The organism is Streptomyces sp. NPDC004752, from assembly GCF_053601275.1.
Window position 1 is genome coordinate 24,933 of the sequence record NZ_JBSGBN010000040.1, and the last position, 25,360, is coordinate 50,292.

Consider the following 25,360-nt stretch of genomic DNA (forward strand, 5'->3'; position numbering starts at 1 on the left):
GTCGCCCGGGGGGAGTCTCACCCCCGGGCGACCCGACTACTAAGCGCCGATGCGCCACACCAGACGCTGGGGCCCGATGCTGACAGCAGGTTCTAGGGCTGGTGCAGGAGGAGGCGCCGGATTCGAGCGGCCTCACCGGGTCGGTCTTCCGCGGACAGTTGCTCCGCAAGAGAGGTGCCGACGTCGTGGTACGTCATCCCTCTGTCCAGTGGTGCGTGTCCGCGCCGCATGAGGTCCGTGGACCGGTCGAAGAGCTCGACGGCCTCTTCGAGAAGGTCGCTGTCCATGGCCCGGACGTAGACGGCGAGGAACAGGGCGGAGATGTGGTAGGCGAAGGCTGCCGGGTCGGTGTTCGTCAACTTCCCGTAGAGCTCGACGTTTTCATGGGTGGCGGCGACCGCCTCCGCGTGCCTCTCCGCCGCTTCTTCAGGTCTGCCTTCGTTGTTCGACGCTATGGCCAGACCGAGCAAGGTGGCGACCTTCATGCTCAACGCCTCGCCCAGCGTGTACAACTCGACGCCCGGCTGTCGTGCGGTGACGCGGCGAAGGATCGCCACGCCCTCGTGAACCGCCGTCAGGCTCTCTTCCGGGCGTTGCTGCATGACCAGGCGCCCGGCGAGTCCGATCAACCCGTCCGCCAATGAACCTTCGTAGGCCGCGGGGTTGGCCCGGGCGAGGTCCCGGTACAAATCGACGGCCTCCTGCGCGGAGGGCACCGCGTCCGGGCTCCCGACGGCTTCGAGGGATCGTGCGAGCTGCTGCAACTCGACGGCGAGCTGCTGCGCGTTGCCGGACGGGTTCTTGGCCGCGAGCCGACGACGCACCGCCACGCTCTCGCGGGCCAGCGCGAGTGACTCTCGTGGACGCCCGGTGTGCTGGTAGCACACGCCGAGCGCTGCCAGTGACGCCGCGAAGTCTGAGTCATGAGCGTGGGCGTCGGAGACCACGAGGTCCCGGTAGACGCCCACGCATTCCTCCAGCACCACCGCCGCGTCCGCCGCATGTCCGGCCTGAAACAGATCCCGCCCGTGACCCAGCAGACCACTGGCCAAATCCGGTATGAACATGCGGTCCTCGCCGGCCAGTTCGCGCTTCAGCGCCACCGCTTCCTCAGTCGCGGCTCGCGCCTCTGCTCGTCGGCCGGTGATGTCCAGCCGCTTGGCGTAGGTGTTCAGCCCCATGGCGAGATTGGCCTCGACAATCCGGCGTTGAGGGGTGCGACGCATGCTCATGGCCGCTTCCCTCAGCTCGCTGACGCTGGTCGCCGCCTCGGCCAGGGCTTCCTCGAACCGGCCGGCGTGTGTCAGCCGCACCCCGTGCTCGTGCCGGGTCACGGCCCGGTCGTTGAGGTTGCGGGCACGCGCCAGCCGGTGCGGGAGCAGCCGGGTGCTCACCGCGGCGATACCGGGGTCCAGGTCGGGGGTCGGCTGTTGGTGCGACGGGAAGAACATGGCGATGGCTTCGAGAAGGTCCGCGTCGATGTCTTCGAGTTCCGCCAGAGCGGCCAGTGTGGCGCTGCCTCCGATCACGGCGAGTTGCGGAACACCGGCAAGCAGCGGGAAGAGGTGGAGGGGGCCCACGTGGGGCCAGCGCACTGCTGCGGCGGCCAGGAAGACCACCGCACGGGCCATCCAGTCCCCCTCGATGGGGCTGCCAACGACGTCGGCCTCGCGGAGCAGTGCGTTGACGGTCTCGCCGGCCCACTGCTGTCCCGGGTAGTCGGCCTGATGTCCGGCGAGGGTCAGGGCGAGGAAGTCCTCGCAGAGCCGGTCCGGGTACAAGGGTTCCAGGACAGTCCCGCGGTCGGGTTCCGCGGCGGGGTAGCACACGGCGTGGTCGGTGAGCAGCTGCCCGGCCGGGACGTGGACGGTGAGCGGATAGATGGCCGCACGGCCCACATCGGGGGTCACCGCTCCGGTGAGCGCCGCGGTGAAGACCGTGCGGTTCATGACGTGGGGAGGGGTGCGGAAGGCGGTTGCATGCGGGGAGATCACGTGGTCGGGATCCCCGTGCAGACGTGCCCAGTGCAGGTGTTCACGGTCCAGGAGGTACGTGGACAGACCGGCGAGGTCATCGGGTGGCCGTACGCCCTGGACGGCCGCGTCGACGGCGACGAGAGCGGCCATGTGCACGGCCAGCGTCAGGCCGAACTCGGCCTCGCCGAGCTGGGCCGGAGCGGTGATCCCGGCTGCGGCGGCACCGTAGCGGGCGGCGAAGCTGTCTCGGGCCACGGTGAACATCTGGGCGCGCGGGGAGCCGGAGGCGCCCTCGTCGTCGGACAGCGGAGCCAGGCGCTGGGCCGATGTGCGCGCACCCTGGTTGACCAGGGCGGCACGCACTCCGGGCCACAGATCGCCACCCCGGGCCAGCAGCAACACCCTGGCGCTGCGCCCCCGGTCGCTGTGCAACAGGGCGTTGCTGAAGAGCCACAGCAGGTGCGACAGGGGCCATCGGTCGGCGTAGTCGACGATCAGCAGCACGCCCGCCTCTCCTGCGTCGGCGAGATCCTGGCTGCCGGGCGGGGGCAACACGCTGCCCGGGCCGTGGGTCGCCGTCACGACCTGCCAGCCGTCCCGCACGGACGCCTGCGCGAAGCGCTCGGCCAGCCGGGTCTTGCCCTGTCCTCCCGGCCCATGGAGCCATCGCACGGCGAGCGCGCCCTCCTCGTCCCGCCACGCCTGCAGCGAGGACAGTTCGGCGGCACGCCCGGTGAACTCCACCACTCGGAAGCGGGCGTTGAGCATGCGGCTGGGCACTTCCCGCAAGAACGCGTCCTCCGGAGTCACGATGGGCTGCCAACGCTGAAGGAGATACACGGGGACGCCGTCCCCGAATACATGGATGTCCGCGCCGACGACCCCGTAGGCGAAACCGTTCTCGGCATGTACGGACTGGTTCACGAGTCCGACTCTTCTCGCTCTGCACGGCGACCCGCCGCAGGCGGGTTCGGCACGCCGTGGTGGTGTACGTGCACGCTGGCACCCGGCCCCAGAGCTCCATACGCCGAACCGCCGTCCCTGGCCACCACGCTCTGGTTCCAGCGGGGTTGAGCATCCCGGAGCTGTCGGCCGACTTCCTCGCTCAGGGCACGCAGCTCATCGACGGCATCAGGGCTGGCGCGCAGCAGGCTCTCCAACAGCCACTGCCACCTTCGCTGCAACTCCTGACGGGCGCCCTCCGGGTCGGCGGCGTCGCGCAGTTGGGCGGCGCTCGCCTCCAACTCGAGGTAGACCTGGCTCCGTTCCGGATCCTCCTGAGCCCCGGCACCCCCACTGTGTCGACGGAAGACCGCCACGACACGATCGCGCGCAGACTCCCACGCGGTGGTCGCCATGGCCGTCACGATCGTGCTTGCTCCGGTCAGGGCGAGCGAGGACAAAGAATCCGACACGAGAGACCTCCCCCGTACGCGCCAACGTGACGCTCACCTCCGACCGATCGTACGCATCACCGTTCCCACGCGCAGCGGATCGGCCTGTGCGCGAGAGCGGCGCAACGTGTATGAGGGTCCATGCCGAGTCGAGCGTGCGCAACGGCGCAACCCGCGCCCTAGTCTGCCATCGACGCCGAGGCAGGCCTCAAGGATGAGACGCTCCCAACTCTCGACCACTGCAGCCGCCCACTGGTCGCCTCCCGACTGGCTGACGTTCCTTGTCGACGACGACCTTCTGTTCGTGGACGGCCGGGGGTTGCGTACAACTGCGGTGGCCAACGAGTGCGTTGCAGCCGGGACCGACAGAGAAGCGGTTGATTTTCGGGTCGTAGAGATCGGGGTTGTCCACGCCGGTCTTCAGGTTGTCCGGCACCAGCCGGACCGGGGCCCCGCCGAAGAACGCGAACGCCTCCACGTCGCTGGCCGCCCACGACGCCTGGTCCATCGAGACCACCGGCCGCACGAACATGTGCCGCGAGTGCGAGAGCACCATGACGAACGCCCACATCCGCTGCGAGCGCCCGGTGCGCGGATCGGTCCACGAGCCCAGCAGCCCGTAGTCGACCTGCGCCTCGAACCCCGGATCCGGGTCCGGCCGCAGCACCGTCACCTTCTCCCGGACCGCACCCTCGGCCAGGTTCGCCGCGACGTACCGCTTGAACGACGCCACCGACGCCGCCCGCGCTCGTCGCGCAGCCGCTGATGGATCGTCGCCTTGGACACTCCGGCCCGCAACTGCTCGACGATGTACTCCCGGTGCTTGTCGAAGTCCGGCCAGGTCACCTGCCGTAGCCGGGTGTCCGTCAGGTGCGGGAACCAGTCCTTGACCAGCGCCGTCCACTCCGCCTCGCTCACCAGCGGGCCGCCGGGCACAAACCCCGCGGCGATCGCAGGCTCGACATAGCGGGCGATCGTCTTGCGGTTCACTCCCAAGGAACCGGCGACATCGTGCTGAGACCGACCGGCATACCAGTGCACCAGGATCTCGGTTATATCGATCACATAGAACGTCCTCCTCGCCATCCGCTCCCCAGCCACCAGGGCCGACAGCGGACGATCATGAACGAGAACGAGGAAGGATCTTGAAAACTACAACCGAACGTTCGCCGCACCCACGCCGAACATCACGAGCGGCCACACGGTCCATGACGAGCGGCCAACGGCCCCATTACGTGAGCGATTTCGAGCATCGCGGTCCCATTACGTGAGCGCCGACATTCCTAGCCGTCGTCCGCGCCGACGAACACGCACACCGACCCACACCAAACGACCTGATCCCGCTGTCCTGCAACGAGATCTGCCGCCTGTTCATCACGCTCGTCGTCCGGCCCGTCCACGACGCGGCCCACCGGCTTGTCTGGTCCGACTGGCGCCGCCGCCACCAGGCACGATCACGCACCAGTCACTACCGGCGGCAAGCCGCATCCCAGACATGAAGATCACGATCTACAGCTGGAGTACTAGGACCACGCCTTGGCGGCCTGATGGTGATCACTGCGGAGGATGGGAAGAGGAGGGAGAATCCTCGCGGCGTTTCACGAAACCAGCGTTCAGTCGTCGCTGGTTCTGATCTGCGCCCCGTGTTCGTTGCGCTCGTACGTACGCCGCGTGTTCTTCTCGATCTTCCGGGCGACCTCCGAGCCGAGGTCCAGTCCGTTCATCTCTGCCAGGGCGGTCAGGTAGAGGAAGACGTCGGCCAGTTCTTCTCCGAGGTCGGGTAGGCCCTTGCGCCAGGCGGTGAAGGCTTCGCCGACCTCGGCGGTGAGGAGTCCGAACTCCAGGGCGGTGTCGGTGGTGTTGAAGCCCTTCACCAGTTTGTTCTCCCAGGCGAGCTTCTGGGCGGATGAGATGTCCACGACTCCTCCGGGGCGGTACAGCGGGTGCTGCCGCAGCCTAGCGGGAGCCGTGGGTCCGGTGGGCCGGCTTCCTGTCGCCGTCACCCGGCTGACGGGAGTTCGTGGGCCGTTGTGTCGAGGGTGAGGACCTTGGCGTAGTCGGCGAGCGTGGAGAAGACCCGCTGGTAGCCGGTGACGAGGGCGGCGACCTCCGCCGGGCTCGCGGCTTCCCCGTCGCGGTCGAGGAGCCGCCGACGAATGAGAGCCGGGGGTGCGGTCAGGTGGATGAACAGGCCCTTGCGGTCGATCACGCTCTCGGCCAGGTCGAGCGCTTCACTCCAGGTGATGCGTGACCTGCCCCGGTGCAGCGGGCCGTAGACCAGCTCACTGATGAAGCAACGGTCGAAGAGGATACGGTCGACACCGTCGAGGATCTCGCGGTAGCGGGTGGCCAGGTCGAGGTGGTCCGGTGTCCTGGGGGAGTGGATCACCCGGAAGCCGTGCTGTGCCGACAAGCGTTCCGCGAGCGTGCTCTTGCCGACCCCGTCGGGACCTTCGAGGACGAGCGTGTCGTGGGCACTGGCCATCTCGTCGAGGTTCACACCGCCAGCCATGCCTGCACCGCCTTCAGGTTGTCGAGGTGAGTCTGGGCGGCGTACTGGATCATGAGGTTGCGCCAGTTGGGCTCGCGGCCGGAGGCATGGGTGTACGTCGTGCGCGGGTGGAACGCGGCGATCCGCACGCCGGACGCGAGGGCGGCGCCGATCAGCAGAGCGGTACCGGGCGGGGTCTCCGGCCCGGACACGTCCGCCAGGAGCCGCGACGCCCCGCACGCCGCGCTCAGGTCGTCCAGGGCACCGGCGATCGGGTCGGCGGCAGTGAACCGCCGGGGCAGCACCACCCCGTGACCTGCGTCCAGACACGGGCGAGCGAGGTAGTCGTGGCCCCATGCCGCGTACGGCGATCCCTCGACGTAGACGAGTTTTTCCTCGCCGTGGGCCGTCGAGGGCGGGCCGGGGGCCGGCAGATCCAGCAGGGCCTCGACCGCCGTGTCGAGCGCGGTGTCGACCTGGGACAGGTTCCGGGAAAGGAACTCCGCGTAGTGGGTCGCACCCTGCTGATGAGGGGAGGGCTCCGGTCCGAGGCGGGGCACTCGGATGACGCGTGTGGCCACGGCCTGGACCAGGGGGTCAGGAAAGTCGAGGCAAGCACCGTCCGCGGTGAGGGAGTAGGTCTGGAAGTCAGTGGTGAGCAGGAGCACGGGGATGCCGCTGGCGGCGGCGTAGCCGATCTCCATGCACACGCCGTCGTCGAGGCTCGGGCCGTGCAGGAGAGCGATCATCGCGTCGAGACGGCCGAGGCGTTCCCGGTCCAGTTCGAACAGGCGGCGGCCCTTGACCTCGGCGACCAGGTCCTCCTCGTCGGTGTCGCAGAAGGGCAGGAAGACGCGCTCGGTACCGGCCTTCGCAGCGAGCCGCTCGGCGAGGTCGGCGGCGAGGGCACGGTCGTGAGCGGCAAAGAGCCGGTGAGCTATGTAGATGGACACCAGCGGGAGCCCCCAAGTCGGATGTCAGGCGCGGCGTTGCGCCGGGATGGGCAGGGACGGGGCCGTCACGAAGTGGGCTGCCGCCTCCGCCGCTTCGGCAAGGGCCTGGGCGGGCGTGGCGCCCCGTGACCGGTGCGCGAGGAAGGTGCCGGCCAAGGTGTCACCGGCCCCCGACACCTCGCGCGGCGGCCGAGGTGGAGGAAGCACCGAGGCGGCCTGCTGCCCGAAGACCCACACCTGCGCCGTGCGCGGGCCGTCGGTCACCACGATTTCCGGCAGCGCCGCTGTATCGGTGTTGGACCGGAGGAGCTGGTACTCGGCAGCGTTGACGAACACCGTGCTCGCCTGGTCGAGCCAAGGGACGGCGGTCCGGATCATGTCCTCTGCGCTCGGCAGGAAGAAGTCGACGCTGAAGACGGCACCGTGGCGCACGAGCCGGTCGAGGACAGCTGCCACATCGAGGGGGCGGCGACAGCAGAGGTGGTACTGGCTCTCCGGGTGCCGCTCCACGTGGGCGAGTGCGTGGCCGGTCAGCCGTTCGGCGACGCCGTAGTCGGTACGGATGTCGACCAGTTCGCCCATCAGGTCGTACTCCAGACCGAAGCGGGCGGAAGGACCCTCGGCCTCACCGCGCGCCGACCAGTCGATCCCTTCGAGCCCCGCCGCCTGTGGCACGTGGGCCAGGTCGTCGCCGAGGACGCAGACCGGAGCGGCCGGACGGCCCGCCCTGGCAGCCGCGAGCGCCACGAACAGCGCGGCACCGCCGAGACGTGCGCCTCCGCGATGGTCCGGGTAGCGGGTCACGTCGCGGCTCACGTTGCCGATCACGTCGAGGCGCGTCACCCTCTGCCCCCGGGCTGGTCGGTTCGGTCGCGGTGAGCGCAGCCGACGACCTTGGTACACAGCGGCCTGTGCCGACAGAGTCGTGGAGAGGGCCCGTTGAGGTACAGCCGCTTGAAGTAGATCGTGACGAGGTGTACCCACCAGGTCGGCTTCGCGTCATCCGGGATGGTGACCTGGTGGCCATGCTTGGCGACCAGGGTGCGGAAGTCGTGTGCCCGAGCGTGGACGGCGGCTTCCAGGACGTGACGCATCCGTTCGTGGGCCATCGCTCCCGAGGGCAGGCCGATGCCCAGGGCGGGTGCGAGTTTGCTGACTATGCCGGAGTCCACGGGGATGATTCCGCAGTGATATCCGCGAGCGGTGAGCAGCGCGCACTGGGCCACTTTGTACGAGGCCCCTCGCACACGCCGGGCGAAGTCGGTGATCAGCTCGTCGCTGTCGGCCGACGGTGAGAGCGGGGCGACGCCCTCCTTGCTCCAACTCTGCAGCAGTTCGGCGAGTGAGCGCAGGTAGTCGATCCTGGTCTGCGCCAGGCCGAGGGGGCGTACCAGCTCGGTGAGTTCGGTCTTGGTGGCGGCGACCAGAGTGTCGAAGCCCAGGGCGTCCGCCGCTCGGATCACCGTCGCGTAGGTGCCGACCATGCGGTAGGAGACCCGGGTGGACCAGCCGGCGGCGAGCATCCGCATACGCGGGTCGGCGATCGTCGTGGGCCACCATCTGTTGTTGTCGTGGTTGGCCTCGACTTCGGCCCGGACATCCGGCAGGGCGGCGGCGCGGGCGACGAGCCGGTAGACCCGGTGGATTTCCTGCGGTTTCACTGTTGTGCGGGGGACAGCGGTCATGCCGTGACTCCAGAACTGAGGCGGGCGGTCAGGAGCGCCATGGCGAGGTTGGAGGAGTAGACGGGTGTTCGGAGGCGTTGCTCCAGTTCGGCGACCGCCTGAAGGGTGTGCCAACCGGTGCAGGACAGCACCACGGCCTGTGCCGCGTCGACCGCGTGCTGCGGAAGCCCGTCCACCAGCCCCAGGACCTTCTCGGTGGTGATCTGCGGGTAGCCGTCGTCCAGACCGAGGCTCGCGTGCGCCAGGACATCGAGGCTCCCCGTCTTGGCGAACGCGGTGGCCTCGGCCTCGGTGACGTCGACGGGGTAGGGGGTGGCGAGTACTACCCGCGTCACGTCGGCAGCGGCCAGCGCGGCGAGTACCGCGTCGAACGCCGTGGTGATGCCGGCGGGCAGGGGCGGTCCGCCGGTGAACCCGGCCGACGTGCACGCGAGGATCACCGTGTCCAGCTCGATGTGGGACAGCGAGTCGAGTGCCTGCGCCGAGGCCGCTCGTAGCCCGTGCCAGAACGATTCGTCGATGGCCGTCGTCCTGGACGCCGGGACTAGCCGGGCGTGGTGGAAGAGCATGTTGCGAAGGCCGAGACGCGGCAATTCGGCTTCGACCGCCATGTTCGCCCAGGGCAGCAGCAGGCCGGCCCTGACGGGCCGGTCGGCTGCCGCGTCCAGAGCCGCCAGGGCCGCGAGAGATCCGTCAGGCAACTGGTGCACAGCGCTCTCCGTAGATCATCCGTGGAGCGTGCCCGGTGACCACGAGATCTGCGGTGGTCCCGAGCGGTACGGCCGCCTCGCGTTCGACGATCTGGATGGAGTACGAGCCGAGCCGCCGCCACCAGGTTCCGCCCTGCCCGATGAAGTAGGAATGCAGCCCCGGCACCCGCAGGCCCGTGGGATAGACCCGTTCCTTCATCGGCTGGTCCCAGGTGTAGTCGATATCGGCCTTCCACGTGGCGAAGTGCTCGGCGGACGGCAGCGGCTCCAGTGCGCCGAGGGCGGCCAGCGGGGTTCCCGGGAAGGCCCGTGCAAGGCGGACGTTGGTGCGGTGGCACAGCAGGTCTGCGTCGAGGATCGCGGCCAGGCCCTGGAGGTTGGCCGCGTGGGTGCAGTGGGTCTCCCCGGGCAGGCCGTAGATCAGGTTCAGGCCCGGCAGGAGCATCGGCAGACCGCCGGGACCACGAGCGGCGCCGGCCTCGTTGACGTGCTCGACCGCCCGCATGAGGATCTCGGGCGTGCAGGTCAGGGTGTTGTGCTCGATGACAACGGGGTCGAAGGATTCGATGCCCATGGGCGCGCAGTTGCCCTCGGTGCAGTAGTCCGCGACCAGCTTGGCGATGCGCCGCCCCACGGGAGAGGCGACGGCAAGTGGATCGGCGTTGTCTATGTGCAGGACTTCGAGGTCGGGGCAGTTGTCGCGGATGCCGCTCAGCAGGGTGCGGATGGCTTCCTCGTCGCGGTTGCGGTAGGAGAAGAAGCAAGTCTGCTGCCCGAGGCGGAAGTTGCGGATCCCGGCCGCGTAGAGCTGCTTCACCTCGGCGGTGATGTCGTCCACCTCGCGGAAGGCGACCAGCGGCGACTTGGCCGGTTCATTGCAGAAGTTGCAGAACTTCCGGCGCGTGCAGCCACGGTACAGCTCCAGCTCGGCGATCGGCCGCCAGGGCAGTTGCTCGACCAGACCGGTGAACGAGTCGCGTTCGCGTCGCATCTGCCCGTAGTCCGCCGGGCAGTGACTGCCCAGAAGGATGTCGCCCGACGTCACGGTGTGGGTGTGGACAGCATCGAACAGCCCGGCGTACTCCGCGGGCGCCGCCACGGCGTAGGTGGACAGCGGGCCCAGCAGGAAGCGGAGACCCCGCGTGCAGGCAAGCGCTCGGGTGATCTCCTGCAATGACCCGTTCACCGCATGGAGATGGACCGACGGAACGGCGTCGCCCGCGACCACGACCACGATCTCGGCATCCCGCAGGAGCTGAACCGCGTTGTCCCGGTTGACGGTTGTCGAGTAGGTGAGGGGATCGCTCTGCGGCGGCTCCACGGTCGGCCTGCCCCCGGCAAGGCACCACCTCACGTCGTCGATGGTCAGGTACCGTACCTCCGCCTCGGGGCGGGCTCTGCGCAGCGCGGACCAGGCATTGCGCACGTAGGTCGACAGGTAGGGCGGCACGCCGAGACCACTGGGCTCGACGGTGAAGCAGTCCAGGATGACTACAGGCTGCATGTTTCTCCCTCCGGAGCCGAGGGCGTCGGCGGCGCTCCAGCAGCGTCCGCTCTGGAAGGCCCACAGCCCGCAGCGCTTCCAGTCTCATCGCTCGCCCGGCGTGGGAGGAGGGGGCGAGGGGGTTGTTCGGTTGTACGGGGGTTGGTCTTTCACGCCTGAGTGTCCAAAGGCTGGGACGCAGGGTGATCGACAGGGCATCATCTACGCATGGGTGGTGGTACGGGGGCTGGAGGGGGCAACACGGCCCTAGCAGCTCTCATCAAGGAAGCGGGATGCTCGAACGCCGCTTTGGCGCGGCGTGTCAACGAACTGAGTTCTCTGCAGGGCGAGATCACGCGCTACGACAAGGCGTCAGTCACTCGCTGGGTGCAGGGAATGACACCCAGAGGGAAGTCCCCCCAGTTCATCGCCGAGGCCATCGGCAGCTTCTTGGGGCGGCCCGTTTCCCCCACTGACCTCGGATTTCCGCAGCAGGCCCAGCGGCCGGTGGTTGCCAGCGCGCTGACGTACCGTGAAGACGTGGGTGAAACTCTGCACACGCTCGCGGAGCTTGGTTCGACGGACATCTCGCGACGCAGCCTGCTCGGGGCTGTTCCGTTCGTGGCGAGCGCCCTCATGGACCCGCAAAGGCAGTGGCTTCTGTGGCTTCTCGAAGACGAGCAGGCACCTCACCTTGCCGTCGTGGCGGGAGGCGGCCCTGTCGAGCAGGTCGAAGCCATGATCGACATGTTCGACCTGATGGACAACCGTTTCGGCGGCGGGAACGTCCGCCCCAGCATCGTCGGCTACCTCAGCACGCAGCTCACCCCCATGCTCCAGCAGCGGGGCCTGCCTTCGAACCAGCGACGCACCCTCTACGTCTACGCCGCGAAGTTGGCTGCCATGGCGGGCTGGTGCTCGTACGACACGGCCGACTACGGCCTCGCTGAGAGATACATGGTCCAAGCACTCCGTCTGTGCGCCGAAGGTGGAGACCGGGTACTCGGCGGGCAGATCCTCGCCGGCATGTCTCATCTTGCGACCAGCCTCGGCAATCCGGCGGAAGGCGTCGCCCTGGCCCGCGCCGGCGTCGCGACCGCCAAGTCTTCGGGCAGCCCTCTCGGGCTCATGCGCCTGCACGCCATGGCGGCCCGCGGACACGCCATGCTCGACGACTCCCGGCAGGCAACGGCCTCGCTCGTCGCTGCCGGTACTGCCCTGGAGCAGAGCCGCGGTCCGGCCGAAGAGTCCCCCTGGGTTCGCTTCCTCGACCACCACTATCTGGAGGCGGAGGCCGCCCTCGTCCACCGTGACCTCGGCGAGGCGACCGAAGCCGAACGCCTCGCGGCAGCCTCGGTCAAGGCCAACGCCGACAGGCGCCGCCGCCAGGCGATCAGCAGCTCGGTGCTGGCGACCGCACTACTCCAGCAGGATCGCCTGGACGAAGCGGTCGGCTCGGCCAGTAGCGCCTTGGACCGGCTCGGCGGAGTGCACAGCGAACGGTCCGTGCAGGCCCTGCGAGATTTCCGAGCACGCCTCACCCCGCGTCGTAACGAGGCGATCGTCCGCGACTTCGAGCGCAAGGCCCGCCCGATACTCGGTGTGTCCGCCGCCTGAGCTTTATCAGTAGCCCTGTGGGGTCGGCGCGTTCTGCCCTCGGTCTACAGGAAGGTTGACTCCGGTCACGCCACGAGCCTGGTCGGAGAGCAGGAAGGCGATCACGTCCGCGACCTCCTCGGGACGCACCAGCTCCCGCCCCGGGAACTCCGCAGCGAACTGCCGGTAGGCGACCGGGTCCTCCTGCCGCATACGGTCCCACCGCTTCCCCGGGATCAACATGGACCCCGGGCTGACGGCGTTCACGCGGATCCCGTGCGGGCCCAACTCTCGTGCCAGCGAGGCCACCATATGGAGCTGCGCGGCCTTGCTCGCTCCGTACTGCGCCTGTGGGCCAGGTTTCCAACCGGAGATCGAGGATACGACCACGATCGATCCGCTCCCCGAAGCCTGCAGGTGAGGGGTGGCGCACGCGGTGAGCCGAGCAAAGTGGCCGACATTCAGCGCCCACGTCGTCGACCAGTCCTCTGCCGTGGCTTCGGTGATGCCCCTGCCTCGGGCGCCTCCCGCGCAGGCGACAACCCCGTCGAGGCCATCGAACGCGGCAGCAGCCGAGTGTACGAACTGCTCCAGCAGCTCCGGCGCGGCGACATCCAGCGGCTGGGTGAGCAGCTCACCGCCGGCACCGAGCGAACGCCGTAGTCCGTCCAAGGTCTCTGCTTTCCGGGCGCAGGTGGCGACCCGGGCTCCTTCGGCCAGCAGCAGGCGGACCACTTCCCCGCCCAGCCCTCTGGAGCCGCCTGTCACCACGATGCGGCGGCCCGCGAACCTGCCTGCCAGGGGAGCCGATTGCTTCTCCTGCTCCGTGCTTCTTGCCATGTGTACAACCTCCGGCCAACCGCGCCAACTCGCGTGTCTGAAGCCATCCTTTCTGCATCCTTCTTATCCCCTCGCCGCAGCGGTTCTCTTGTCGTCGTGCCCGAACCGGAGCAACCGTGCAGCCGACGGCCAGCCGGCCCCGGTGACTCTCTCGGGGACAGCAGCAAGAACCCGGCACCCTGCCTGCCCACCCCAGGACCGCTCGGGTGGCCCAACACGAACCAAGCGAGAGCCGGCGACCGCACCCTGCGCTCCGTGCCCCGCACTCTCCCCCACACCGCCGATCTGGGAGGCCACCGATGAGCCCCGCTCCCGCCGTCGCACCGGCCACGGCAGCTCTGCGGCCGCAGATGTACCGCGTCTTCGATGTGGCCATTGCTCCGGACCCGGTGCGCGTCGCTGGGATACGGCGCATCACCGCGGCGTTCATGCGCTACTGGGCGGTGCCCGCCGAGTTGGCGGATGACATGGTGCTCGTCGTCTCCGAGCTGGTGACCAACTCCGTCGAGCACGGCACGGGCACCATCAGCCTGCGGCTGCGGCACAGCGGCTCCGGACTGTACATCGAGGTCACGGACGGCAGCTCCACCCCCGCCCGACTCGGTGCTCCGGGCACCGACGCTGAACACGGCCGTGGCCTGCTCCTCGTCTCTGCGCTCGCACAGGACTGGGGTGTCAGCGGGGACGGCCAGACCACCTGGGCCACTGTCCGCGTGCCCGGAGGGAGGTCGTGATGGTTGCTGTAGACGACGCCACCGCCGTCGAACTGCTGAAGCGGCCGGTCACGGCCGCAGACCAGGCGAAGCGCAGGATCGCATTCCGGCTGGCCAGCTCCCTGGCCCGTGAGGGGATCAGCGATGACCTGATCGACACCATCGAAGAGGTCCTGAGCATCCGGCCTGCCTCCGCCGCCTCCCATCCGAAGCTCGATGGCCTCCTGGCGCGTCTGGGTCTGCCCCTCCCGCGGCTTCAGTCCCCCGAGGCCGCTCCGCTGACCGCCGAGGAGACGGCTCGGATCACCGACCGATTCCACCGGGCAACCCGTTTGCTCTTGCAGGTCGTCCCCCACCGCGTCGCGGTCTACCCCACCGAAGAAGTGTGGCTTCTGTGCACCCTTCGGGACGAACATCCGGGCCATGACGGAGCGCTCTCGCACTTACGCAGGTACGCCCTGACGATCGTCTCCATCCTCGACTTGATGGGAGACGACGAGTGATGTCTCCCGTCACAGGCGTCGGGATGTCTTCCCCTACGGCCCGGTACCACCCCACCCGACGCCAGGACAACGCAACTGCGCACATCCGCCTCGGGGCGCCGAAGCCTTTCAGCGGCGGGTGGACTCCCTGCCGCCTCGTCCTCGCCCTCCTCGGCTTGTCCAGCTCCGCAGCCCTGCGCCGAGTACGGCCCGGACGGCGGCCGGCACCCGTCATGGACAGCCTGGTGGCCGCCGACGAACGCCGCTTCTCCGAACTGTGCCGTCTGATCACCCACGTACGTCAAGGAGCTGAACAGTGACCACCACGACCGCGGCAAAGATCAGCCTCGCCCGTCGCGAGCAGCAGGTTCTCCAGGGTATGGCCGCCGGCAATCCCCTGGGTGCCGTCGCGGGGGAGCTGCGGATTCGGGAGGGCACGGCTGCGGGGTACCTCAAGCAGGCGAAGAACAAGCTGCATGGCGTGAGCGTGACCGCCGCTGCGGTCGCCGTCGGCTACGCCACCGGGGCCATCGCCCAGCCGCCGCTCCTCAACCTCGCTTCGCTGTCCGTGCCCCGTGCGCAGTGCGACCTGGTCTCGCTCATCGCGCGGGGGCTGACAACCGCGCAGATGGCCGCGGATCTGAAGCAGCCGGTCAACGTCGTACGAGCCGACGGCCGCGCTCTCCTTACAGTCCTCGGGGCCCGCAACCGTGCCCATCTGATCACCCGGGCCTGGCAGTTCCGGATTCTCTCCGCGGACCAGGTGATCGCGTGACTTCGCTGACGCCGGCTGTCCCCGATGCCCCACCGCCACACGTTCAGGTGACGACAAAACTCCTATGCACTCTTATTCCGCCCTCTGATACGGTCCCGAAATCCGGCCAGCCGCTGTAGAGGAACGACGGAAGACGATGAACTCGCCGATCTTTGCCGGTACCGCCGATTACTATGCGCGATACCGCCCCGTATATCCCGACCGGATGCTGACCGACCTGGTCGATCTCAGCGTCGGCCCGCACGGACGGCGGCTTGTGGACCTCGGCTGCGGCACCGGCGAGGTCGCCCTGCCCCTGAGCGCGTCCTTCGATACGGTGACGGCGATCGACATCGACCCGGACATGGCCGCCATCGCCGAGCGCAAGGCCACCGAGCGGCAGATCCGCAACGTCGCGTGGACGGTGGGGGCGGCCGAGTCCCTCGACCTGCCGGCCGGGTCCGCCGATCTCGTGGTCGCGGGATCGTCCTTCCACTGGATGGACCGCGAACTGCTCGCCGGGCGGGTCCGGACCTGGCTGACCGGCACTGGTGTCTTCGGCCTGCTCGGCGGCGGCAGCGACGTATGGGACGAGCGGGCGCCCTGGCACGCCGTCGCGGTGCGGACGATCCGCGAATACGTCGGCGAGCGGCGCCGCGCGGGGAACCAGCCATTCGTCGCGGCGGGCCGCCACGACGACTACCTGGAGCTGGCCGGTTTCGTTTTGGAGTCCCGGCAGTACACCGCCGAGAAGGTCTGGACGGCCGACGAGATCGTCGGATACCTCTACTCGACGTCATTCTGCAATCCCGTGGTGCTCGGCGACCGCAAGGCAGCCTTCGAGGCCACGCTCCGGGACCGGCTCCGGGAGTTGTCCCCGGCTGACTCGCATCCGGAGACGCTTGTTTTCCACTGCATGCTCGCCCGGCCGAAGCGTTAGCCACGGGCGTCAGCGCCGATGCGGCTAACCCACGCGTTCGACGACCGGATCCGTCGGTCGTCGTGGCCATGCCCCCGTATGTCGTCGACTATCGATGTATGGGAGTGGGGGATTCCTGGTCCAACTCGCCGGGGTCACGGCGACGGTCGCGGTGTTCTGGCTACTGCACGAGCAGTTCGAGGGGCGTTCCGCGGCCGGTCCGGCGCTGGTGCTCGGCGGCGCGCTGCTCGCCTGGTGGCTGCTGCGTTCGGCGTTCACCGGCGTCGAGCTCGTCGCGGCGCGGCGTCCACCACCACAACAACGCGCACGCGGTACGGAAGGACTTGTCGCAGGACGTGTCCGCCCGCCGGCCTGGCGCAGCACGTGACCGACGGGGAGCTGACCCTCGGGGCGGTACTGGCGCGGCTGGAGCAGCAGGAACGGCAGATCGCCGCGCAGGCCGAGACGACGAGGGAGCAGATCGCGCAGCTGACCGCACGGCTGGACGAGCTCTGCCGGGCCGCCGAGGAAGTCCGGATCACCCGTAAGACGCTGCTGGCGCTGCCCGATCCGGCACCGCCCGCGCCGCCGGCCCCGAAGCTGCCGGACCATCCGGCCTATCAGCAGATCATGGCGGTGTTCACCGCGGCCGACGCGCCACTGCGGGCGCGCCAGGTGTGCGAGGCGATGGACCTCGAGATCGCGCCGAACAACATCAACAACACCCGCCTGAAGCTCAAGCGGCTGGCCGACCGCGGAATCCTGGTCGAGACAGAGCAGGGCTTGTTCACCCAGCCGCGGCCGTAGCCGCCCGGCGACGCCGGAGCCAGCCCGCTTACCCCTTCCGAAAGAGTGAAACGGACATAAATTCACGTACCGCCCTCTGAAGCACGCCCTAGAAGAAGCGCACGTCTGCGACATCCATGACCAACCAGCAATCGTGAGCGAGCACACAGGGGTAGACGAGGTACAGCTAATCTCCTTCGCAGTACGCAGAATCCGTTCTGTACCGAGCTTCCGCAAGGATACGGACGGGCTCATGGAACGCGTTCGTGCACTCGTGACCCCTTCACCGTAAGTCGGCACAAGTGAACTGCGTAATGCCGCTGAGCGGTTAGGCGACACTGACCAACTCGTACGACAGCCGCAGCCTCGGGGACTCGCTGGTATCCGGTGCTGCCTACTACGGCCAGTGCGGTGCCAGCCGGGGCTCGGTCCAACCTTGACACAGGCATGTGGGTGCGCAATGGCCCTGAAGAAGTCTCGCCGTGCCAAGCGCTATCGCCTGCCGCTCGCGCGGCATCCACAGTGCACCTGTCACATCCACGACCCACAGTGTGCCCACCCTTGTGAGCACCCCGGTGGGCTGACCTGCTCGGCTCCGCCCGGGGCGGAGCCGAGTCTCCTATGCCTTGTCCTCCCCGCCCCGCAGGGATGATAGGACCAAGCGTCCATACCGTGTGGTGAGGGCTCCGGCTGTGGCGGCGACCGACAATGTCAGCGCGATGAGCAGGTGCGTCACGGAGTTGTCACCGAGGACCTGCAGAATGCTGAGGGCCGTGCCAAGCGGTAGGCCGAGAATGGTGAGGACACCCAGGGCTCCGCTGATCTGCTGGCTCTCCTGGTTCTGTACAAGCCTGCTGTAGTCGGCCGCTTCGGCCAGGATTTCGTCGAAGCGTACAGGCAGCCGGTGTTGGTTCTGGAAGGCGAGGAGCAGATCGTTGGCCGGGCCGTGTGCGGTGAGGTGTTGTCGCCAGTAGGTGCTGCGGAAGACGGCGATGTTCCGTTCCAGCGTGGCGACGCGTCTCGCGAGACGGGAGGAGTTGAACACCTCGGAGAGTTCGTCGGTGAGTTCGTCGATGTGATCGCGCTGGAGTGAACCGAGGAGCAGGGCGTCGAGGTAGACGGTACGCGAGTGCAGGGCGCCGAATTCGTAGAAGTCGCCCGCACCTGTGTCCGGCCGGTGGCCGAGGAAAGCGGCGCCTTGGCGCAGTACCAGGGCGCTCCAGTCCGCCGAGATTCTTACGGTGTCCTTGAGTTGCTCACGGGCGGTCTCCGGGGGCAGGGGGAAGTCCTCCGGGGTGGAGCGTGACGCCAGCTGCCACAGCCAGCGGTCCGCGGTGGCGGGCAGTGCTCCTTCGGGGCCGGCGCGGAGGGCGGGGGCGTGCTGCGCCGTGGGGGTCATGAAGGCGATGGTGTACGGCCGGGCTATGGCGAATGGCGTGTCGGGGTCGCGGACCTCGGCGATACCGGCGAGCAGTACGGCCGGGTCGAAGGGCCCGGTCAGCGGTTCGTCGGCGGAGCTCGGCCTCCGCCCGGCCATGGGCCGCAGAACGGGCAGCAATGGTCCCTCCACGCTGAAGTGCAGGACCACGAGGGCATGTTCAGGGTTGCGGGCGGTGGCCGCGCGGAGAAGTTCCATGCCCAACAGGTGCAGCCCGTCGTTCTTGACGTCGAGCGGCAGGTGCCAGCGGCGCGGCCGTCCGGGCGCTCCGTACAGTGCACGGGCAGAGGCGGGGGCGAAGTAGGTGGACCGGGTCTGGGCGTCGGTACGGCGGTTGCCCAACTCGAAGGGGAACGGGCCTTCGGGCCAGTCGGGTACGCGCAGCAGCCGCACCGGCAGTACCACGGTCAGCTCCTGGCGTGCCCCCATGGAGTTCTGGAGCAGCGGAATTCCCTGGGGATTCACCGGTAGTACTCGGCCGGGTCGGGTTGGTCGAGGCGGATGACGAACTCCGCCCGGTCGGGGCTTTCGGCGCTGATGTGGAAGCGGACCTGCTCGCCCGTGCGGATGGTTCTGAATCCCTCGGTCACGATCTGCCGGTAGTCGAAGCTGTAGTAGCGCTTGTCCTCGTCGTCCCGGACGACGTAGGAGCCGAGCGCTCCGCTCAGCCCGCCGCCGCTCGGGCGCCTGTCCACGATGGTTCCCTGACGTGGCCCGCCGCTGCTCATGCCGTCTCCCGCTGCGTCCGTCACGTGTCGAGGTCTTGCGCGCAGCGGAAGCCGACCGCGTTGCTGCCGCCGCGCTTGCGGTAGATGCCCTTGCTGCTGGTCTGCACAGCACGCATCGGGTTGTCGTAGCTGCCGCCGCAGATGACGGCCTCGCCGGGGTCGTCCAGGCTGGTGGATGTCCATTCCCAGCAGTTGCCCGCCATGTCGAGGACGCCGAACGGGGAGCGGTTGCCCGGTCGTTCGCCGACTGGTGTCGCCCCGGCCCGTCGTACGGCGTCGCCCGCGAAGTCCCGGTACCACGCCTGGTACGTCACGACGGGTTGGCCGACCCAGGTGTCGGCACAGTTGATACGGCTGCTGTCGGGCGTGTCACCCCAGGGGAAAATGCGTCCGTCGCTGCCTCGCGCGGCGGCTTCCCACTCAAGGGAGGTCGGCAGCCGCTTGCCCTCGAACGCGGCGAAGGCGTACGCGCTCCACCAGCTGACGCAGATGGCCGGGTGGGCGTCGTAGAGCGGGTTGTCGTAGTAGTCCGGCCGCCGCAGTCGGTCGGTCCACGGGCGGTGTGTGACGTCGGCCGGCTGGTCGGAGTGGTCCCACTGCGAGGTGCCGTCGTCGTCGAGGGCGTCGAGGAAGCGGCGGTAGCGTGCGACGGTCACGGCGTGGCGGTCGAAGCGTACGGGGTGCTCGACGCGGCGGATCAGCAGCCGTTCGGCGGGACCGACCAGGTACGCCCCGGCGGGCAGCACGCAGTCGTCCGTTTCCGCGTGGCCGGGCATACCGGCGAGGAACGCGCGAACCTGCTCGGTGAGGAAAGCGCCGCCCGGAAGATCCGCTGCCGCGTCCCGGTTCGCCAGGTCGGCCAGAAATCTGGCAGCCAGTAGTTCCTGGTACGCCGTGTGGACGAAGGCGACGTGATCGGGGCCTGCGGGCCGCAGCAGTGGAGCGAGGCCAGATGCGTCGAGGTCGAGGCGCCCGTCCTTGAAGGCGTCGGCTCCCAGCTGCCGGTGTATGTCGAGGAGGGAGAACACGGTGCGGTCGGTGAGGAAGGCGTGCCCGAACGCGGCGGGCAGCCGCTGCTCCAGGTCGGGCTGGCCTCGTTCGGTCAACGTCCGTGTGATGTGTGCGCCGAGGATGTCCGCGAGCGGTCGGCCCGGAGGGAGGTTCAGGGATGCGGTGAGGTGCTTCTCCAGAGGGGTTGCCTCGGGCTCGGCCAGGCGTACGACGTGGAAGTGCGGGACGCGGGACGGGTCCAGGCCGTTCGCGTACATCTGCTCGACCAGTTGCTCGGAGCGGCCCGCGCCGCTGTCCAGCAGTTGGCGTACCTGGGGCGAGTCGGCGAGGAACGACACCCGTGAACTCATGACCACCGCTGATTCGGCGGATAGGACGGCCGCAAGATCGGCGAAGAGCCGCAGGAAACCGGCCGCGCTTGGTTCATCCACGCCTTCGTCGACCGCGTCGAGCACGCACAGCGCGGTCCCGGAACGGATGAGGAAGAGGAAGAGGTCGTAGGCGCGCGAGCGGTCTGACGTCATGGCCGGTGCGAGGAGGCGGGCCGCGTACTCCGAGAACGGTTCGTCCTTCGGTTTGAGACCGAGGTCGAAGTAGAAGCGGAAACGGCGGATCTCGGAGTTGACGGCCAGTGAGCGCAGGAGTGTGCTCTTGCCGCTGCCCGGGCGGCCGGTGACCAGGACATTCGCGCTGCCGCGCGACAGACGCGTCAGCAACTGCGCCGCATCGTCGGACTGCTCCATCGTCGACTCGCCGGTGCGGGGATCGATGGTCAGCGCCGCCGCGGCGATCGCGGTCCTTTGCTCCTCCGGGGTGGCCACGGGGGCGAGATCGGCGAGATGGGTGTCGAGATTGACGATGGTGTCGACGAAACCGTCGTAACGCACGATGCGAAAGTCCAGCCCCAGTATGGAATGGAGGGCACTGGGTGTCGCACCGCCGTCGTCGTCGAGAACGACGAACCGGGTGAGCTTTGGCAGCCGGGTGCGCAACAGCTCGCCACCGCTGGAGGCCAGGACCGTACTCAGGTCGTCGGCGTCCCGGGAGAGCATCAATTCCACGTACTCCAGCCGCATCCCCGCCTCGCGGCAGAACAGCTGGTAGACCGTGTTCGGGCTGAGGACGAACCGCTTCGCCTGCCGGTAACCGAGGGTGACGTACAACCCGGCGAGGAACTCGCAGCGGCCAGCCACCTCGGGCGCCATGTCCGGCTCACCGCCGAGAAGGGCCGCGCTCCCGGTATGGGTGAACCAGACCAGGACGTCCACGAGCCTGCGGACCGCCAGCAGCCCGTCCTCGTCGCTGATGTCGTACCCGTCGTGCGTGGACCGGTTGCGGAGCCGCCGAATATCTTCGAGCGCGTCCACAACCGTGCTGCTGCGGATGTACGGACGGCAGCGCTTCACCAGGTCGTTCAGGGCCTTCGTGGCGGGGTCGCCCTCGACGCCGTGGTGGCGCCACAGCTCCTTGAGCAGCTTCTCGGTCAGTTTCCCAACCAGGGCGACCGCGTTCTCGGGATAGCCGTCATTGAGGGACCGTAACGGCCTCTCCAGATCGAGCCCCAGTCGATCGGCGATCCGCGAGTGGTCGTCGAGTTCGCTCCGCAGGCGCCGCAGCCGTTCATCGACCATGGTGCTCACTCGGGCCTCCCACCGCGGCGGCCGAGGACGAACGCGAACCGGTCGGGAAACACCAGCACGGGCTCCGGATGAGCGGCTCGCATTTCTTCGATGCCCTTCTCGATCTCGCTGTCGCTGAAGGTGGAGAGCAGGGACATGTAGCGGGCGCGCACCATGCCGAGATACTTGTCCCGGTCGATGCGCAGCTCGTGCTCGACATGGCCGAGACCGGCTTCCATGCCTGCAGCTCGCAGGTGTTCCTCGATGACGGCCGGATCCGGCTGCAGTTCCTCGAAGCGCGCAAGAGCCGCCTCGAACAGCGGGTACTGGATCGTGGCCGGAAGCATCACCACCAGCAGCCGCCCTCCGGGCGCCAGGCGATCGGCCAAGCCGCGAAGCGTGCGTGCCGGATCAGCCACGTGGTGCACCGACTCTTTGAGCCACATCGCGTCGAGTTGTTCGTACGGCAGGCGAGTACGTCCTTCGGCGATGTCCTCGGCGGAGGCGACGATCGGCGTCAGATCGGCCGGAGGTGGCGTGCCGAGCTGGCTGATCATCGCCTCGGAAGGATCGGCGCACAGAACGGGATGGCGCGGCTGGAGCTGCTTGGCCACTTCCCTGGCGAACAGGCCCGTTCCGGAGCCGATGTCGGCGATCCGGTCCGTGGGACCAAGCCGCAGGGCATCGGCAATCCGGCCGGACATCCAGGGAATGTAGTCAGGGCCGTAGATCCAGTGCTCGTCGTACTCGGCCGCCAACTCCTCGTAGTGCCCTCGCACGTCGCGCCGCTCCACGATCCCCCTCGTGCCCTCGCGTGTCGCCGGTTGTACTGCACAGGCAGGCTATCGCGGGTACTTGCGCGGCAACAGTCGGTAATTCGGCTGCTGCTGGAGGTTGACCGACTTGCCTCGGGCACATGGGAACACGTGAATGTGAGACGAGGAGCCACACCCCCCGTGGAAACCTTTGGGACTTGCAAAGTGGGCCGCTGACGCGGGTCCCGTCCCACATGGCAACTTCAGCCCCAGGCGAGTTGGCCGCTCGGTGGCTGGGCGCAGGGAGCCGGTGCGGCGGCTTCGGCGTGAGTGATGCGATACGTGAGCGCGGTGTTGCGGCGCTCGGTGCGGTTGTTAGCGACGGCCCGTTCGACGGCCTCGCTCTGGCCGATGAGCATGACGCCATGGCGGGCGCGGGTGACGGCGGTGTAGAGCACCCCAACGGCTCGTCAACGCGCCTGACAGACGCACGGCCGGTTGCGCGCGGGAGGTCCGCTCCTGGCGACGTGGACCGTCCCTGGTGCAGTACCAGGAGCGGTCGGCTCCGTCACGGCCGTCGACATGGCGTCGAAGCGGCGAGGTCTCGCTGCCTACGAGGCCAACGGCATCAGGGGATTCGTAGTCTTCATCGCCGTGCTCAGCCTCGGCTGCTTCATCCTCGCGTGGGTACTGCGCGACAGCCCGAACACACCCCTCGCCGTGATGGCGGCGGTGCTCGGCATCGCCGTTGCCGTGGCCGCGGCCCTGACCCCTCGGTGGATGAAGCAGTGTTACGAGAAGAACCGGCGGCTGGTGGATTTCTACGACCAACAACGGTCTGGCCAGGTGGGCCCCCGCCGCCCCCGCCGCCTCCGCCGCCTCCCGGGCCCACCGATCCGCATCCCGGTAGCGGGAGCGGCCAGTGATACGGGTCGACTTCTCGATTCCCGCCGAGTTCGAAGAGATGCCTTTGGACATGGACTTCGACACGGCCTGGGCCACCATGAACGCCCGAAGCACCTCCGCCTCACTGGCGCCCGAAGCCGAGCAACAGCCACGGGCGGAGATGGCCCGCACACTCCAGCGGATCTCGCGGTTGCTCGCAGAGGTTGGCGTCGTGTACACAGCCAACTGCCTGCGGTCCTTCGAGGGCGAGACTTCCATCGGCTCGCTCGCTGTCGCTGTCGTGGACTTCCCCTACGGCGACGATCCCGTCGCCGCAGTCAGAGCAACCCTGCGAGGGATCCTCGACTCGCGAGGAGAAGGGTGGGCCGCAACGGGTGATCGACGCTCCGTGCGGCCAGGCTGCCGTCTTCACCGGCAGCCAGATCTATGTTCTTCCTGCGGTGTTCCTCCCCGAGCGGTGAAGAACTAAAGGTCCTCACCGCCCAGTTCCACGCGATCATCCCCATCCCGCCCAAGGCGGGGGGAGGCGGCCAGTGAACCTCCCCTCGTAGCGTGGAGACCGTGACCGGAGGGACGGTCGAGGGTCGTGGGATCCAGGAAGCGCATCTACGACGCTGAGTTCCGCGAGGGGGTGGTACGGATCGTGATGGAGACCGGGAAGCCGATCCCGGAGGTGGCCGAGGAGCTCGGTGTACATCCGGGGCCGCTGCACAGCTGGGTGTCGCGGGCCAGGCGCAACGGCTCGCCGTCGTCGGACACGCCCGTCCAGGCGTCGGTGGGAGCAGGCTCGGGTGGCCGGTTGCGGGAGGGTGAGCGGGCCGGGCTGGAGCGGCTGCGGGCCGAGGCCCGGGAGAAGGACAAGCGCATCCGCGAGCTGGAGATGGAGCGTGATGTGTGCAAGCGATTGGTGGCCTTGTGGGTGAAGTAGCTGAGGTAGACCCGGCCGTGGCGGTCAGGGTGATCAGCAGCTGCAAGGCCGAACAGAAGATTCCGCACCGCATCGGCTGCCGGGCACTGGGCGTGTCTGAGTCCTGGTTCTGCAAGTGGCGCGATCGTGAACCGGCCGCGCGGGAGGTGCGCCGGCAGCATCTGGCGGAGGAGACCGAGGAGATCTTCCAGCGGTCCGGGGGCACCTACTGCTCGCCGAAGGTGTTCATCGAGCTGGTCCGGCGCGGCTGGCGGGTGTCGGTGAACACGGTCGTCAAGGTCATGGCCGAGCTGGGGCTGGCCGGACGGAAGCTCCGGCGGCGCCGGTCGCTGACCAGGCCGGGCAAGCGGCCGACGGCCCCGGACTTCGTGCGCCGGGACTTCACCGCCGAGGAGCCCGACCTCGTCTGGTGCGGTGATCTCACAGAGATCGACACGGGCGAGGGCAAGCTGTACTTGGCTACGGTCATCGATCTTTTCTCCGCGGCCACCCGCGGCGGCGACGTGCGCGGCGTGGCGGCCAGTCCCTCGGCGAGGGTTTTGCGTGATTCGCACTCATGGTGGCAGTTTCCTGTGACTGCACGCCGCAGTTGGTTGTTCGGCTTTTAGGTGGTCCTTGGAGTTCATGGGATGGTGCATGGCCCGTCCCTCGGGGCAAATTGGTACTGCCTCGTGCAAGGTGAACCGCTGGGTGGTGTCCTTGTGGAGGAACGGCTTGTCAGCTGGCGCGAGGGGCCAGCCGCTGGTCGGATCATCGGTGCTGGAGAGTGACACGATGCAGCGACGGGGGCGGAATGAGCGGGGTGGACCTGGTGGTAACTGCGCTGGTCGCGGGCGCTTCGGCGGGGCTCACGGACACCGCGAGCAGTGCGGTCCGTGACGCGTACGCCGGATTGCGTGATGCGGTGCGCCGACGTCTAGTGGCCGAAGATGAAGCCGATGTCCAATTCCTGGAGGCCAACGAGGATGAACCCGGTGTGTGGCAGGCCCAGTTGAGTACCCTGCTGACGGATGCCGGAGCTGACCAGGACCGGGAGATCGTGGCTGCGGCCGAAGCGGTTCTGCGGGAGCTGGGCAGGGGATCCTGGCACTCCGCAGTCCAGGGTGTGGATGCCCGGGACGCAAAGGGCGTGCAGATCGGGGACGGCAACACCCAAACAAATACGTTCAACTGACGGGACAGCGTGGGTGAGC

General features: G+C 68.4%; 28 protein-coding genes and 1 pseudogene. 12 read left to right on the top strand and 17 right to left on the bottom strand.

Annotated elements, in window-relative coordinates; genetic code table 11:
* Window positions 1–92: 92 nt before the first annotated feature.
* From ACWEKM_RS18640 to ACWEKM_RS18655, 4 genes are all read right to left on the bottom strand, one after another.
* Window positions 93–2,900, bottom strand: coding sequence for a hypothetical protein (locus ACWEKM_RS18640; protein WP_451622263.1), 2,808 nt, complete (start codon window positions 2,898–2,900; stop codon window positions 93–95).
* Window positions 2,897–3,391: a hypothetical protein gene (locus ACWEKM_RS18645; RefSeq protein WP_451622264.1), complete on the bottom strand. Its 495-nt coding sequence runs from the start codon at window positions 3,389–3,391 to the stop codon at window positions 2,897–2,899. Before ACWEKM_RS18645 ends, ACWEKM_RS18640 begins: the two co-directional genes overlap by 4 nt.
* A gap of 187 nt (window positions 3,392–3,578) precedes the next feature.
* Window positions 3,579–4,043 carry a hypothetical protein gene (locus ACWEKM_RS18650; RefSeq protein ID WP_451622265.1) on the bottom strand — a complete coding sequence of 155 codons (465 nt, stop codon included), beginning with the start codon at window positions 4,041–4,043 and terminating at the stop codon, window positions 3,579–3,581.
* The gene (locus ACWEKM_RS18655; protein ID WP_451622266.1) at window positions 4,040–4,435 is read right to left on the bottom strand and encodes a hypothetical protein; all 396 of its coding nucleotides are present in this window, start codon (window positions 4,433–4,435) and stop codon (window positions 4,040–4,042) included. Before ACWEKM_RS18655 ends, ACWEKM_RS18650 begins: the two co-directional genes overlap by 4 nt.
* 206 nt (window positions 4,436–4,641) lie before the next feature.
* On the opposite strand from ACWEKM_RS18655, the pseudogene ACWEKM_RS18660 reads away from it, so the two are divergent.
* Window positions 4,642–4,869: pseudogene (locus ACWEKM_RS18660) on the top strand (IS701 family transposase); the annotation flags it as partial.
* A 114-nt stretch (window positions 4,870–4,983) separates the two neighbouring features.
* Here the strand turns inward: ACWEKM_RS18660 and ACWEKM_RS18665 are convergent.
* From ACWEKM_RS18665 to ACWEKM_RS18695, 7 genes are all read right to left on the bottom strand, one after another.
* The gene (locus tag ACWEKM_RS18665) at window positions 4,984–5,289 is read right to left on the bottom strand and encodes a MazG nucleotide pyrophosphohydrolase domain-containing protein (RefSeq protein ID WP_451622267.1); all 306 of its coding nucleotides are present in this window, start codon (window positions 5,287–5,289) and stop codon (window positions 4,984–4,986) included.
* Between the two features lie 80 nt (window positions 5,290–5,369).
* Window positions 5,370–5,882: a hypothetical protein gene (locus ACWEKM_RS18670; RefSeq protein ID WP_451622268.1), complete on the bottom strand. Its 513-nt coding sequence runs from the start codon at window positions 5,880–5,882 to the stop codon at window positions 5,370–5,372.
* The gene (locus ACWEKM_RS18675) at window positions 5,867–6,814 is read right to left on the bottom strand and encodes a nucleoside 2-deoxyribosyltransferase (protein ID WP_451622269.1); all 948 of its coding nucleotides are present in this window, start codon (window positions 6,812–6,814) and stop codon (window positions 5,867–5,869) included. Before ACWEKM_RS18675 ends, ACWEKM_RS18670 begins: the two co-directional genes overlap by 16 nt.
* Window positions 6,815–6,838: 24 nt before the next feature.
* Window positions 6,839–7,657, bottom strand: coding sequence for a PfkB family carbohydrate kinase (locus ACWEKM_RS18680; protein ID WP_451622270.1), 819 nt, complete (start codon window positions 7,655–7,657; stop codon window positions 6,839–6,841).
* Window positions 7,654–8,499 (bottom strand): hypothetical protein, encoded by an 846-nt coding sequence (locus ACWEKM_RS18685; protein ID WP_451622271.1) that lies wholly within the window; start codon window positions 8,497–8,499, stop codon window positions 7,654–7,656. The genes ACWEKM_RS18680 and ACWEKM_RS18685 overlap by 4 nt, the downstream gene beginning before the upstream one ends.
* Window positions 8,496–9,209, bottom strand: a complete 714-nt coding sequence (locus ACWEKM_RS18690; protein WP_451622272.1) for an aspartate racemase/maleate isomerase family protein — start codon at window positions 9,207–9,209, stop codon at window positions 8,496–8,498. The genes ACWEKM_RS18685 and ACWEKM_RS18690 overlap by 4 nt, the downstream gene beginning before the upstream one ends.
* Entirely contained in the window at window positions 9,193–10,713 is a 1,521-nt protein-coding gene (locus tag ACWEKM_RS18695) for a radical SAM protein (protein WP_451622273.1), read from the bottom strand. The genes ACWEKM_RS18690 and ACWEKM_RS18695 overlap by 17 nt, the downstream gene beginning before the upstream one ends.
* 207 nt (window positions 10,714–10,920) lie before the next feature.
* On the opposite strand from ACWEKM_RS18695, the gene ACWEKM_RS18700 reads away from it, so the two are divergent.
* On the top strand, window positions 10,921–12,309 hold the full coding sequence (locus ACWEKM_RS18700) for a hypothetical protein (RefSeq protein WP_451622274.1): 1,389 nt from the start codon (window positions 10,921–10,923) through the stop codon (window positions 12,307–12,309).
* Between the two features lie 6 nt (window positions 12,310–12,315).
* Here the strand turns inward: ACWEKM_RS18700 and ACWEKM_RS18705 are convergent, their stop codons facing one another.
* Window positions 12,316–13,128, bottom strand: coding sequence for an SDR family NAD(P)-dependent oxidoreductase (locus ACWEKM_RS18705; protein ID WP_451622275.1), 813 nt, complete (start codon window positions 13,126–13,128; stop codon window positions 12,316–12,318).
* Between the two features lie 299 nt (window positions 13,129–13,427).
* Here ACWEKM_RS18705 and ACWEKM_RS18710 point away from each other — a divergent pair, with 299 nt between their 5' ends.
* From ACWEKM_RS18710 to ACWEKM_RS18740, 7 genes are all read left to right on the top strand, one after another.
* A complete protein-coding gene (locus tag ACWEKM_RS18710; RefSeq protein WP_451622276.1) occupies window positions 13,428–13,862 on the top strand; it encodes an ATP-binding protein in 435 nt (144 codons plus the stop codon).
* Entirely contained in the window at window positions 13,862–14,344 is a 483-nt protein-coding gene (locus ACWEKM_RS18715) for a hypothetical protein (protein ID WP_451622277.1), read from the top strand. Before ACWEKM_RS18710 ends, ACWEKM_RS18715 begins: the two co-directional genes overlap by 1 nt.
* Before the next feature lie 155 nt (window positions 14,345–14,499).
* The gene (locus ACWEKM_RS18720; protein WP_451622278.1) at window positions 14,500–14,643 is read left to right on the top strand and encodes a hypothetical protein; all 144 of its coding nucleotides are present in this window, start codon (window positions 14,500–14,502) and stop codon (window positions 14,641–14,643) included.
* Entirely contained in the window at window positions 14,640–15,098 is a 459-nt protein-coding gene (locus ACWEKM_RS18725; RefSeq protein ID WP_451622279.1) for a LuxR C-terminal-related transcriptional regulator, read from the top strand. The genes ACWEKM_RS18720 and ACWEKM_RS18725 overlap by 4 nt, the downstream gene beginning before the upstream one ends.
* 136 nt (window positions 15,099–15,234) lie before the next feature.
* Window positions 15,235–16,017, top strand: a complete 783-nt coding sequence (locus ACWEKM_RS18730; RefSeq protein WP_451622280.1) for a class I SAM-dependent methyltransferase — start codon at window positions 15,235–15,237, stop codon at window positions 16,015–16,017.
* Between the two features lie 94 nt (window positions 16,018–16,111).
* Entirely contained in the window at window positions 16,112–16,384 is a 273-nt protein-coding gene (locus tag ACWEKM_RS18735; protein ID WP_451622281.1) for a hypothetical protein, read from the top strand.
* Window positions 16,381–16,803, top strand: coding sequence for a hypothetical protein (locus tag ACWEKM_RS18740; protein WP_451622282.1), 423 nt, complete (start codon window positions 16,381–16,383; stop codon window positions 16,801–16,803). The genes ACWEKM_RS18735 and ACWEKM_RS18740 overlap by 4 nt, the downstream gene beginning before the upstream one ends.
* 598 nt (window positions 16,804–17,401) lie before the next feature.
* Here the strand turns inward: ACWEKM_RS18740 and ACWEKM_RS18745 are convergent.
* From ACWEKM_RS18745 to ACWEKM_RS18765, 5 genes are all read right to left on the bottom strand, one after another.
* Window positions 17,402–18,685, bottom strand: coding sequence for a hypothetical protein (locus ACWEKM_RS18745; protein ID WP_451622283.1), 1,284 nt, complete (start codon window positions 18,683–18,685; stop codon window positions 17,402–17,404).
* The gene (locus ACWEKM_RS18750) at window positions 18,682–18,915 is read right to left on the bottom strand and encodes a hypothetical protein (RefSeq protein ID WP_451622284.1); all 234 of its coding nucleotides are present in this window, start codon (window positions 18,913–18,915) and stop codon (window positions 18,682–18,684) included. The genes ACWEKM_RS18745 and ACWEKM_RS18750 overlap by 4 nt, the downstream gene beginning before the upstream one ends.
* Before the next feature lie 53 nt (window positions 18,916–18,968).
* Entirely contained in the window at window positions 18,969–21,590 is a 2,622-nt protein-coding gene (locus tag ACWEKM_RS18755; RefSeq protein WP_451622304.1) for an SUMF1/EgtB/PvdO family nonheme iron enzyme, read from the bottom strand.
* Window positions 21,591–21,595: 5 nt separating this feature from the next.
* Window positions 21,596–22,372, bottom strand: a complete 777-nt coding sequence (locus ACWEKM_RS18760; protein WP_451622285.1) for a class I SAM-dependent methyltransferase — start codon at window positions 22,370–22,372, stop codon at window positions 21,596–21,598.
* 224 nt (window positions 22,373–22,596) lie between these two features.
* A complete protein-coding gene (locus tag ACWEKM_RS18765) occupies window positions 22,597–22,791 on the bottom strand; it encodes a hypothetical protein (RefSeq protein ID WP_451622286.1) in 195 nt (64 codons plus the stop codon).
* Window positions 22,792–23,825: 1,034 nt separating this feature from the next.
* On the opposite strand from ACWEKM_RS18765, the gene ACWEKM_RS18770 reads away from it, so the two are divergent.
* From ACWEKM_RS18770 to ACWEKM_RS18780, 3 genes are all read left to right on the top strand, one after another.
* Complete coding sequence (locus ACWEKM_RS18770) at window positions 23,826–24,167, top strand: transposase (RefSeq protein ID WP_451622287.1); 342 nt, start codon at window positions 23,826–23,828, stop codon at window positions 24,165–24,167.
* A gap of 17 nt (window positions 24,168–24,184) precedes the next feature.
* Entirely contained in the window at window positions 24,185–24,775 is a 591-nt protein-coding gene (locus tag ACWEKM_RS18775; RefSeq protein WP_451622288.1) for an IS3 family transposase, read from the top strand.
* A 185-nt stretch (window positions 24,776–24,960) separates the two neighbouring features.
* Window positions 24,961–25,341, top strand: coding sequence for a hypothetical protein (locus ACWEKM_RS18780; protein WP_451622289.1), 381 nt, complete (start codon window positions 24,961–24,963; stop codon window positions 25,339–25,341).
* Window positions 25,342–25,360: the final 19 nt, after the last annotated feature.